Source organism: Actinokineospora inagensis DSM 44258 (genome assembly GCF_000482865.1).
In the GTDB taxonomy this organism is placed as follows: Bacteria; Actinomycetota; Actinomycetes; order Mycobacteriales; family Pseudonocardiaceae; genus Actinokineospora; species Actinokineospora inagensis.
Window position 1 is genome coordinate 64,548 of the sequence record NZ_KI519517.1, and the last position, 11,666, is coordinate 76,213.

At 69.6% G+C, this 11,666-nt stretch carries 7 protein-coding genes and 2 CRISPR repeat arrays; of the genes, 1 reads left to right on the forward strand and 6 read right to left on the reverse strand.

Annotated features, from left to right (window positions below):
• Nucleotides 1–947: a CRISPR direct-repeat array (repeat unit 29 nt; unit sequence GGGAACAGCCCCGCGTGCGCGGGGACGAC).
• A 683-nt stretch (nucleotides 948–1,630) separates the two neighbouring features.
• Nucleotides 1,631–2,683, forward strand: a complete 1,053-nt coding sequence (locus H504_RS0128335; RefSeq protein ID WP_026425553.1) for a GDSL-type esterase/lipase family protein — start codon at nucleotides 1,631–1,633, stop codon at nucleotides 2,681–2,683.
• 362 nt (nucleotides 2,684–3,045) lie between these two features.
• On the opposite strand, the gene H504_RS0128340 is transcribed toward H504_RS0128335, so the two are convergent.
• The 6 genes from H504_RS0128340 to H504_RS0128365 all read right to left on the reverse strand — a co-directional run bounded on the left by H504_RS0128340 (nucleotide 3,046) and on the right by H504_RS0128365 (nucleotide 11,599).
• Nucleotides 3,046–3,681, reverse strand: a complete 636-nt coding sequence (locus tag H504_RS0128340) for an ABC transporter ATP-binding protein (RefSeq protein WP_026425554.1) — start codon at nucleotides 3,679–3,681, stop codon at nucleotides 3,046–3,048.
• A complete protein-coding gene (locus tag H504_RS0128345; RefSeq protein ID WP_026425555.1) occupies nucleotides 3,678–4,370 on the reverse strand; it encodes an ABC transporter ATP-binding protein in 693 nt (230 codons plus the stop codon). The genes H504_RS0128340 and H504_RS0128345 overlap by 4 nt, the downstream gene beginning before the upstream one ends.
• Nucleotides 4,363–6,900 (reverse strand): hypothetical protein, encoded by a 2,538-nt coding sequence (locus H504_RS0128350; protein WP_026425556.1) that lies wholly within the window; start codon nucleotides 6,898–6,900, stop codon nucleotides 4,363–4,365. Before H504_RS0128350 ends, H504_RS0128345 begins: the two co-directional genes overlap by 8 nt.
• A 641-nt stretch (nucleotides 6,901–7,541) precedes the next feature.
• Nucleotides 7,542–7,935: a CRISPR direct-repeat array (repeat unit 29 nt; unit sequence GTCGTCCCCGCGCACGCGGGGCTGTTCCC).
• 101 nt (nucleotides 7,936–8,036) lie between these two features.
• A complete protein-coding gene (locus tag H504_RS0128355) occupies nucleotides 8,037–8,525 on the reverse strand; it encodes an AAA family ATPase (RefSeq protein WP_026425557.1) in 489 nt (162 codons plus the stop codon).
• A gap of 52 nt (nucleotides 8,526–8,577) precedes the next feature.
• Nucleotides 8,578–10,014: a S28 family serine protease gene (locus tag H504_RS0128360; RefSeq protein WP_035306672.1), complete on the reverse strand. Its 1,437-nt coding sequence runs from the start codon at nucleotides 10,012–10,014 to the stop codon at nucleotides 8,578–8,580.
• A gap of 157 nt (nucleotides 10,015–10,171) precedes the next feature.
• Entirely contained in the window at nucleotides 10,172–11,599 is a 1,428-nt protein-coding gene (locus H504_RS0128365) for a KamA family radical SAM protein (RefSeq protein WP_026425559.1), read from the reverse strand.
• Between the last annotated feature and the right edge of the window lie 67 nt (nucleotides 11,600–11,666).

The following is an 11,666-nucleotide window of genomic DNA, read 5'->3' on the forward strand; positions in this document are numbered from 1 at the left end:
GGGAACAGCCCCGCGTGCGCGGGGACGACGGGGTGCCGGGTGATGTGGCCGCGCCGGGTCCAGGGAACAGCCCCGCGTGCGCGGGGACGACGTCACATTTCCCATCACGGTGCTGGTGGTCGCGGGAACAGCCCCGCGTGCGCGGGGACGACGGGGTGCCGGGTGATGTGGCCGCGCCGGGTCCAGGGAACAGCCCCGCGTGCGCGGGGACGACGTCACATTTCCCATCACGGTGCTGGTGGTCGCGGGAACAGCCCCGCGTGCGCGGGGACGACGGGGTGCCGGGTGATGTGGCCGCGCCGGGTCCAGGGAACAGCCCCGCGTGCGCGGGGACGACGTCACATTTCCCATCACGGTGCTGGTGGTCGCGGGAACAGCCCCGCGTGCGCGGGGACGACGGGGACCTGGCCTTCTATGGCACCGACCACCCGGGAACAGCCCCGCGTGCGCGGGGACGACCGACGGACCGGACAGGAAGCGGTTGACCCGGTGGGAACAGCCCCGCGTGCGCGGGGACGACTCTGCACATCGGCGGCTGCCCCTCGGTGAGCGGGGAACAGCCCCGCGTGCGCGGGGACGACCAGGACCGGGACACCGTGCTCTACGACCCCTGGGGAACAGCCCCGCGTGCGCGGGGACGACCGGTCCGGCTGTGGGTCGTCATTGACGAGGCCGGGAACAGCCCCGCGTGCGCGGGGACGACGCGAGGACGGAGCCCCAGTCGCGGCCGCCGTCGGGAACAGCCCCGCGTGCGCGGGGACGACGTGATCCCCACACCCTGCGCGGTGGGCGGGATGGGAACAGCCCCGCGTGCGCGGGGACGACTCGCCGGTGGCGGTGGTCTCGGCGACGAGGGCGGGAACAGCCCCGCGTGCGCGGGGACGACCGGATCGGTGACCGGAGGTGAACGACCGCGGAGGGAACAGCCCCGCGTGCGCGGGGACGACACTTCTTGACCAGCAGGTTTAGAGCGGCCAGTGCCCATTCTCATTCACTTTCACCGCTCGACTCCACACCCTGCCCATGATCCCACAGCCCCACGACAACCAGCCGGACTATCGCCTCCAAGGCCAGCGTGTCCCGTGTATCAGCCCGCCACGGCGTGCACCGGCAGAGGATCCCGCCCACCCCGGTGCCTGCCGGCGCCCAAGTCCAGGCTCCGGATCGGACCCAGTCAGCGCCCAACTGCTGTGCCTCACCGATAGAACCCGGATCCGCCTGGAGCCCTCCGTGAACCCACCCAAAACCCCTTGCCGCCAGCCCCACACCCCCCTACAGGCGGCCCCCACCCTCTCCGGGGGCAGCCCTCGATGCCAGTCTACCGGCAGGCACCGACAGTGGATCTTGATCCAAGCCCCGGAGAGTCCCTCCTGTGGATAACTTCCGTCGCCCAGGTGGGTGACGTTCGAGGTGTGGTGGGTGGGGCTGGGCCTGGGGAAGTGGCGCGCGGGAGGGGCGCGATCGGGTGAGGGGAGGAGGTGTCGGGAGAAATTGGTGGGCGTGGGCGTCGAGCCGCAGGGGGTGACCTGGATCTTGTGAGGGGTGGGGTGAACAGCTTGTGGCGGCCGGGCGTGGGGTCCATTGAGGACAGTCGGAACGAGGTGCGGTGTCGGGGTAGAGTGGGTGGGCGATGATTCGACGGTTTCGGTGGCATGCGGCGGTGTTGTTGCTGGTACTCGTACTGGCGGCGTTGGTGGTGGTCGTCCTACCGGGATCGCCGCCTGCTGGGGGGCCGCCGGAGGGGGTGCCGCGGGTGTTGGTGGCGTTGGGGGACTCGACCATCTCGGGGGAGGCGGCGGGGGACTACGAGGCGGGGACGGATGGGACCGGTGGGGACTGGTGTCACCGGTCGCGCAACGCGTCCATCCACAAGACGGGGTTGCGGTCGATTGACGAGACGATCAACCTGGCGTGTTCGGGGGCGCCGTCGGCGCAGGTCGGGTTGGGGGACGCGAAGCAGTACACGGAGGGGTCGCAGGCGTCGCGGTTGAGCGCGTTGGCGAAGCAGAAGCGGGTGGTGGCGATCCTGGTCGCGGTCGGCGCCAACGACGACCCGGCGTTCTCGCACGTGTTGGACGGGTGCGTGCAGGCCTGGCTGGACGCGTCGAAGTCCGCGTGTTCGGTGACGGCGGGGGACTGGCAGGCCAGGGTGGACCGGATGGTCCCGAAGGTCACCAAGGCGCTGGCCGACATCCGCACCGCCATGGCCGACGCCGGTTACCAGAACTCCGACTACCACCTGGTGCTGCAGTCCTACGCGGCGCCGATCAGCCCGGAGGTGCGGCCGGAGCTGCGGAACCTCAACGGGTGCCCGTTCCGCGAGGAGGACCTGCGCTGGGTCCGCGCCACCGCCGTCCCGAAGATCACCGACGGGGTGCGGCAGGCCGCCCGCGACTCCGGCGCCCGGTTCCTGGACGTCTCCCGCGCGGGCCTCGGCCACGAGGCGTGCACCCAGGAAGACCCGAAGAACGAGTGGTTCAGCCGCCTGTCGGTCAAGTGGAACGACCTCAGTGAGGACGAACGCGCCTCGCACGCCCTGCAGGAATCCTTCCATCCCAACGCCGCGGGCCACGCCCAGTTCGGCCGCTGCCTCGGCGAGTTCCTGTCCACCAGCGACCGCGCCGCCGCCTGCCTCGCCGGATCCGACGGCAACCTGCACGCCGCCACCAGCATCGGTCCCTAGTAGCTCACCCCCTCGACGTTGCTTTGGCCCATGCCAAGGCGGACGTACTTCTACAACGCGGCCAAGGGCGTTGTGCGCAGGTCCGGACACGGCCAACGTTCGAGCCACGGACTCACACAATTCACCCATGACGCTCATCCAGTAACACCACCGGGCGACCCCAGCGGGTCTGCGGCATGCTGGATCAAGATCATCTGGTACCCGGGCGCCCACCCACCCGGGGGCCGGGGGCCCATTCCTGAGCCTATCGAGGAAGGCGGCTTGTCAAGGGCGGTTGGCGATGGCTGGGGATGCTTCGCGCCGTTGTGGACAACTCGGGCGGGGCGATTGGTGAGGCTGGTTGAAGCGGTGTGTCGCGGGGGTCAGGTGATCCGGCCATTGGTCAGGGAGAGGCGGCGGTCGGCGATGTCGTGGACCTCGTCGTGGTGGGTGGCGATGAGGACGGCGGTGCCTTCGCCTGCTGTGCGGCGGAGCAAGGCCAGTACTGCGGTGACACTGGCGTGATCGAGGTGCGCGGTTGGCTCGTCGGCTAGGAGTACTCGGGGGTGTACTGACACGGCGCGGGCTAGGGCGGCGCGTTGTTGTTGGCCGTAAGAGACTTCCTGGGGGTAACGGTCTGCCAGCTCGGAGATGCCCAACTCGGCGAGTAGGTCGTCGACGCGGGATGGCTCGGTTTGGCGGGACAAGCGCAGGGGGAGGGCGACGTTCTCGGCCAAGGTGAGTTCTTGGGCCAATCCCAGCGCTTGGGGGAGTACGGCGCAGTCTTCCCAAGCGGGGACTGCGGCAAGAGGCGCGCCGCACACCTCGACCGTTCCGGCGTCCGGTTTGTCGAAGCCGCACAAGACGGCGAACAAGGCGCTCTTACCCGAACCGGATCGGCCCGAGATTGTCACTACCTCGCCCGCGGACACGTCCAGGTCGACCCCCAGTAAGACCTCCACGCGGCCGTTGGGGTGGTCGAAGCCGCGGGTGATGTCCCGGGCGGAGATGGCGATCACGCGGCCTCCTCGAGCAGACCTTCGCGCAGGCGCACGACCCTGTCGCCGAGGGCGACGAGTTCAGGGTCGTGCGACGCGGTGACGACGGCGACGCCCCGGTCGGCCAGGCGGCGCAGGACGTCCAGCACGAGCGTGGCGGAGGCGGCGTCCAGTTGCGACGTCGGCTCGTCGGCCAGCACGACGGCGGGGTCGCGGGCCAGGGCGCAGCCGAACGACAGGCGTTGTTGCTGGCCGCCGGACAGCGCGCCGATCCGCCAGTCGCCGGTGCCGGCGATGCCGAGCCAGTCGAGGATGTCGGGGTCGGCGTCCGGCAGACCCGCGGACTGGGCGGCGGCGCGCAGGTTCTGGGCGACGGTGAGGTGCGGGATCAGGTTGTCCGGCGGCGCCTGGAACACCACCGCGATCCGGTCGCGGCGCACACCGCGGCGGGCCCGGTTGGACAGCCTGCCGACGTCGAGTCCCTGCCAGGCGACCGAACCGGACGTGTGACGGTCGATCAGTCCCAATACGCGCAACAAAGTGGACTTACCGGAGCCGGATGGCCCCGCCAGCACTGTTACCCCCCTCGGCTTCACGTCGAAGGTAACGCCACCGACCGCGGTGACAAGGCCGGTCGGGGTTCGGTAGCGCACGTGGACGTCACGCAGCTCGTAAAGCGGGACTTCCTCGTCGAACAGCGGCTCAGCCACGGATCAGCTCCCCCACTCGTGCCGTGTTGACCGACCGCACCGCCGACCAACACACCAGCGCCACCACGGCCGCCGCCACCAGCGTCGTCGTCGACACCAGCGGCAGCAGGTCCGGTGCCCCCGCGACCGGTCGCAGCCACGGCGACGGGTCCAGCATCGGTGCCGACACGGCTGCGCACACTGCTCCGGCGGCGCTGCCCGCCGCGACCGAGACCCCGGCGAGCGCGCCAAGTTCGGCGAGATGGCTGCCGACGAGGGTGCGTTGCCGCAGGCCCATCCGGGTCGCCAGGGCGCCCGCCACCGCGTTCTGCCTGCGGCGGACCTCCACGGCGAGGACCAGCGCGGCCGCCGCGACGACGGCGAGCACGAATCCCAACGCGGTGACGAAGTCGAACGTCCAGGTCACGGTGAGGAACGGCAGACCGTCCAGCGCGGCAGTCTTCGACCGGGAGCTCAGGTGGTAGAGCCCGGCCGCGTTCAGGTCGCTGATAAGAGCGTCGATGGGCTGGGCGGACCAAATCTGCCAGGTGTCGACCTGCGTCAGATCGGTCAGCGCTGTGCGCGAGACGACGTAGCCGCGCGCGGTGCCGATCAACGGGAACGACGCGACCTGGCCGACCGGATGGACCTTGCCGAGGCGCTGCACGTCCATCGTGGCGTCCGGAGTGGACCCGACGCGCAAGACCGGCACGACGCCATTACCGGGCGCGGTTAGCGCTGACAGTTGCTGGTTGACCTCATCGACGTCGCGGTCCCCTAGCCACGCCGCGTGCGTGAAGGTGCTCGGGTCGACGACGAGAACGGTGAGTTGGCTGACCTTAAGCACACCGACGACGGTGTCGCGCGCCGCCAACGGCGCCGGTAGCCCGTTGATGGCGACCCGGTCGGAGATCTGCGCGGTCGACTCAGCGCCTACGAACAGTCCCGACTTAGTGTCCAACGCCTGGCTTTGCGCGTCGGCAACGCCCACTCCGACGGTGAGTGTGCCTACCGCGAGCGTGCCCACCAACAAGATCCCGACCGCAGACCCTGCCGCCGCCGATAGCCTGCGCATCGCGAGGTGCAGAGCGGGGAACCGCCACAGGTTGACCCGATGTGCGGCTCTTAGCGCCCAACGAGCCAACCGCACAGCGACAAGAGCGGTCGTTAGCACTACCAGCAACGGGAACGCCAAACCGACAGCGTCCGCTGATTGCGGCAACGGCTGCCCGAACACGAGTTGGGTGGGAGTGTTCCGCAGTCGTGACCACGCCAGGTACGCGAGCACGGCCGTCACCAACTCCCACGGCACGAACCGCCACACCCGCGGCGTCTGGCGCGGCCCGGCGACCTGGAACTCGCGGTGCGCGCGCAGTGCCGTCACCCCGCCGACCACGACCAGCGCCGCGATCAACACCGCCGCCGCGACCAGGGCGGACACCCCGAACGTGCCGTCGGTCAACGCGGTCGACGGGGCGTACCAAGACAGCGTGAACCGGGCCGCCAGCAGCCCGACGGCGGCGCCGAGCAGCAACGGGGCCGCCAACTCCAGGATCGCCCGCCACCCCAGCGCGACCGGACCGGCGCCGCGCGACCACAGCAGCCGCAACTCGGCGTGCCTGCGCTGCACCCACTGCACCGTCACCGCGCCGACCCCGGCCAACCCGACCAACAGGCTGATCACGGTCAGCGGCAGCACCGCGCCCAACACCGTCGACCCGGCCTCGCGGGCCACCGACACCGGCTTGGCGAAGTAGTTGGCGGCGTTGACCAACCGGGACTGTTCCCCGAGGGCGCTCGTGAGGCCCGCGACCGCCGCTTTGCCCCGGTCGACCAGGGCGGCGGCTTCGTCGGTGGTGGCGGGCAGGTCGGTCGGGAAACGCACGGTGACCGCGGCGGCGTTCTTGCTGAGCGGACCCATCGACCGGGTGAAACTGTCCAGGTCGGGGAACCAGACGACGGCGGCCGTCGCGCCCTCGGTGGCCAGCGGGTTCGGCATGACCCGCTGCTGTTCGGAACACCAGTAGGTCGGGACCGGCTCGGCCAGGTCGGCGTAGATCGCGGTCACCGGCGGCAACGTGCCGTGCAGACCGCGGTCGCCCAGCTTGATCCCGGCGTCCTTCGCGATGCTCTGCGGCACCCACAAACCGTCCCGGCCGCCGCCTTGGAGGACCTTGAGGTTGTCCATCGCGCCGTCGCGGTAACCGAACTGTGACCAGGGGTGCGGGCCGTTGAAGTCCCATTGTCGTACGGGCGAGTAGACGGCGCCGATCATGGTGGTGAACCCGGCCGCCCTGCCTTGGTCTCTGGCTGTGCGGAGGATTGTGTTCGCTTCGTCCACAGTGACCCGGTTACCGTCCACAACCGGCGGCACGGTCTGCGCGCAAAGCCGGTTCGCCTGGTAGGTAACGGCGGCGTTGCCAGCCGCGTTCGCGTGCATGACGGCGGCGGCGCCCACGAAACTGAGCAGCAGAGCCGCCACGAACGCCACCAACACCGTCAGCGGACTCGACACGGCGGCACGGGGAGCGGCTCGCCAGGGCAACTGCATGGAGCGGCACGCTACCTCCGCCACACCGCCCGATGGCCAAACGCGACAGATTCGAGATCAGGGCGCTTGGTCGACGGCTGCACGCCTGCCGCTGCGCCTTTGCCCATGGTGGGTGCTGGTCACTCGCTTGAGTGGCGTCGTGGTGTGGTTTCCCCAGGTCCATAGGCTGTTCGGTCGGTTGTGTGTCACCCGCCTGGGCGACGGAAGTTATCCACAGGAGGGGCTCTCCGGGGCTTGGATCAAGATCCACTGTCGGTGCCTGCCGGTAGACTGGCATCGAGGGCTGCCCCCGGAGAGGGTGGGGGCCGCCTGTAGGGGGGTGTGGGGTTGGCGGCAAGTGGTTTTTGGAGGTTTCGCGAAGGGCCGGGGCATTGATCCGGGTTTGTTGGTGAGGCGCCGGTGTGGGGTGCTGATTGGGTCGACTCCGGAGCCTGGCCCCTGGGTGTCGTCGGCTGGGTATCGGGGTGGGGTCGTTTGCTGTTTGCGTTTCGTGGTGGGTTGATGCACGGCACGCTGGTGGTCTTGGGTCGATGGCTGGCTGGTTGTCGTGGGGCTGTGGGATCATGGGCAGGGTGTGGGGTCGAGCGGTGAAAGTGAATGAGAATGGGCACTGGCTGCTCTAAACCTGCTGGTCAAGAAGTGTCGTCCCCGCGCACGCGGGGCTGTTCCGTCATGACATCGCAAGGGTAACCAGGAGGGAGGGTCGTCCCCGCGCACGCGGGGCTGTTCCCCAAGGTGGACAGATCGGCGAGGCCGACGAACTGTCGTCCCCGCGCACGCGGGGCTGTTCCCGTCTCGTGCTGCTGCAGATCGGCGACAGCTTCGTCGTCCCCGCGCACGCGGGGCTGTTCCGCCCTGGAACCCCAAAAATCTGCCTGGTCGGCGTCGTCCCCGCGCACGCGGGGCTGTTCCCTCGGTGTACCAGACGAGGCGATCAGCGTGGAGGTCCTCCCCGCGCACGCGGGGCTGTTCCCGACCGGTTAACCGCATCCCCGACCGCCACTACGTCGTCCCCGCGCACGCGGGGCTGTTCCCCCTGATTACATGATCGTCGACATCCTGCCGCAGTCGCCTCCTGCGCAAGTGGGGTGGTTTCGGGGCAGGGCCTTGGGTTGTTGCCTGTGGGGAGTCGAGCTTCAGGTTGTGGGGGGTGGGTTCGCTGTGAGGGGGCCGGCCAGGGTGGTGAGGTGGGCGATGACCTCGGGGAGGGGGCGGCGGGTGTCGATTTCCACGGTCGCGGACTGGCGGAGGAGGGGTTCGATGAGGGTGGTGTCGGTGGTGATGCGGGTGCGGTCTGCGGGGGAGTTGCCGTAGGGGTTGGTGGTTCGGTGGGTGACGCGGTCGAGGATCACCGCCAAGGGTGCGGTGAGTAGGACGATGTGGTCGAAGCGGGGGCGGAACACGGCCTGGTTGCGGACGGTGCCGGAGATGAAGAGGGGGTCGCCGGAGTGTTCGTGGGTGGTGATGAGGGCGTCGATGAGGTCTTCGCGCCAGAGGGGGTCTGGGCCGGGGGTGGTCCAGTCGCCGTAGTCGGTGTCGATGGCGACATAACCTAGGCGGGCTAGGGCGGCGAGGGTGGTGGACTTGCCGGTGCCGGACATGCCTGTCACCAGGATCACGGGCATGTGTCCATTGTAGAGGGCTGGGGCAGGACCCACCTGCCCCAGCCGGGAACCACTAGAGCGGGCGGCGGGGGTTGCGGGGCGGGTCCACCCGGTCGAGGCCATCGATGCCGTCGTCGGAGGACGCCAGCGACGTGGGGGCGGGGACGTTGGCCCAGCGGAGGAGGGTCTTGGTGGCGGCGTCCCGGTCGGTGGGGTTGAGGGCGGCGATGTTGGCGCCGTGGTTGGCGCCGGGGGCGATGTAGCGGTACGAGTCGTGGTGGCTGGGGGTGAAGGGTTCGGCGCCCCACGGGTCGTTCGAGCCGTAGACGAAGAGGAACTGGCTGCCCTCGGAGCGGACCCAGTGGTCGACGTCGTGCATCGGGCGGGGGTCGTACTTCGAGCGCAGTGCCTGCGGGATGTTCGAGTTCGCCTGGTACAGGTCCGGGTAGTGGCGCAGGCCGCGCAGGTAGTCGAACTTCGGTTCTGGCCAGCCGAGTTGGGTGGCGGCCTGGTAGAAGTACGGCGCGTACGGGGTGATGCCCTGGTCGGTGTAGAACGAGAAACCGGCTGTCGCGTCGATGAACTTGTACAGGTCGTCGTCGGAGGCGGTCTTCTCCGGGACGGACGGGCAGTCGGACTGCAGCGAGTACTGCCAGAACGACCACTCGACGTCCAGGATGGTCTCCTCGTAGGCCTTGTCGAGCGAGCCGAGGACCTGGTTGAACGTCCAGCCGTTCGCGGTGGCGGTGGCCTGGTACTTGGCCTCCAGCGACGAGCGGCGCTTCAGGGCTTCCTGCTGGACGCCTTCGAGGCGGGTGCGGCAGGCCGGGTCGGTGCCGACGGTCTGGAAGAACCTGTCGTAGGCCCGGTCGTCGTTGTTGTTGACGTCGTCGGGCGCCACGTAGGCGACGACGCCGTCGACGTCGTGCGGGTAGAAGCGGCGGTGGTAGACCGAGGTCATGCCGCCCTTGCTGGCGCCGGTGGAGATCCACTTGGCGTGGTAGACCCGCTTGAGGGCGGTGACGATGTCGTGGTGGTCGGTGGCGGCCTGCCAGATGTCCAGGTCGTGCCAGTCCGCGGGTTCCGGCCGGGACGGGGTGAAGAACCGCTGCTCCACCGAGATCTGGTTACCGTCGATGATCTTGGTCGGCTCGGACCGGAACGCCGTCGTCGACATGTTGTAGCCGGTGGTGTGCAGCACCACCGGCCGGGACACGTCCTTGTGCAGTAACTGGAACCGCTGCTCGAAGGTCGGGCCGCCCGGGTGCCGGTGGTCCACCGGCTGCTTGAAGGTCAACAGGAAGAACCGGTACCCCGCGGGCGGGGTCGCCGACTCGGAGACGATGGTCAGCCCGGGGATCGCCCGCAACTGGTCGGCGATGTCGCCGCTCTGGTGGTGACCGGCGCCGGTGCCCGGAGCCGCCTGCGCGGGATTGGCGGCCACGGCCACCCCCACGGCCGCGGCGACGGCGACCACGGCCGCCACCGCCCGTCTGGTGCGGAAAAGCACGCCCACTCCTTGGTTTGGTGTCGCGTGGCCACCGGTCGGCGGCCGGAGTCGGCAGAGTCTTGCGCACCACGCCGGGGGTCCGAAACCCGCTGACAATCGCCCCACGACGACCATCGGCGTCCGTTCGAGTGGCGGTATGGACCACCGGGACCCGGGATCAGGCGGAGTACGCCGGGTTCGCCCGCCAGAACGACTGGCCGTCGGCGGGCAGGGTGGCGATCGGGTCGTAGTACGGGTAGCGGCGGCTGAGGATGGCGGCGGGGTCGTCGGTCGCGCCCCGCTCGGTGCCCGCGCGGTAGTTCTTGGTCCAGTACGACACACCGCGGACCCGGTCGTAGTCGGCGAGCTGGTGCACCCACCGCTTGCCGACGTACGGCACGTCGCAGATGATGCGCGGCGTCGCGTAACCGGGCAGGTAGCCCATGATCGCGTGCTGCAGCTCTTGTGCCTCCCACACCGCGACCCGCCAGTGCTCCGCGTTCGGGATCATGTCGCACATGTAGAAGTAGTACGGGAGGATGTTGGCCTCCCCCTGCAGCGCGAAGCACAGGTCGAGCAGCGCCTCGGGGGTGGCGTTGACCCCGCGCATGAGCACGCCCTGGTTGCGCACGTCGCGGACGCCGACCTCCAGCGCGGTGCGGGCGGCCTCGGCGACCAGCGGGGTGACCGACTGGACGTGGTTGACGTGCGTGTGGATCGCCAGGTTCACCCCGCGGCGGGCGGCGGTGCGGGCGACCCGCTCCATGCCCTCGACCACCGACGGCTGCAGCCAGTGCTGCGGCAGCCCGGCGAGCGCCTTGGTGGCCAGCCGGATGTCGCGGACCGTGTCGATGTCCAGCAGCCGCATCAGGAAGCCCTCCAACTGTTTCCACGGCACGTTGGCGACGTCCCCGCCGGACACGACCACGTCCCGCACGCCGGGGGTGCGCCGCAGGTAGTCGATCATCTGGTCCTGCCGGTCGACCGGTTTGAGCGCCAGTTTGTGCTTGTCGACCTGCGGGGTGGAGTTGCCGACCAGGTCCATCCGGGTGCAGTGCCCGCAGTACTGGGGGCAGGTGGACAGCAGTTCGGCCAGCACCTTCGTCGGGTACCGGTGGGTCAGGCCCTCGACCACCCACATCTCGGCCTCGTGCAGCGAGTCGCGGGTGGAGTGCGGGTGGCTGGGCCACGCCGGGTCGCGGTCGGAGCGCACCGGGAGCATGTACCGGCGGACCGGGTCGGCGTAGAACGCGTCGGTGAACTCGCCCGCCGACGCGGTGGGGGCCATCGTGTTGAGCATCTGCGGCGGCAGCAGCATCGACATGGTGGCCAGGGTTTCCTGGTCGGCGCGCAGGTCGGCGTAGAACGACTCGGTCAGCAGGTCGCCGACGACTTTGCGCAACTGGCGCTCGTTCTTGACGCAGTTGACCCGCTGCCACTGGGCGTCGCGCCACTGCGCCTCGGTGACCCCGGCCCAGCCGGGGTACCGCCGCCAGTCGGGTTCGACCAGCTCGTGGCGCGCGTACTCGTAGGGCTGGCGCCCCGCCTCCTGCACCGCGGCCGACACGGTGGTCTCCAGTGCCCGCAGGTCCGACAACGCAGTCATAGTTACTCCTAGCCGCTAGGGTGGCGTGAAGATATGCTGCCAGAGCGCTAGCACGCCGTAAATTCTA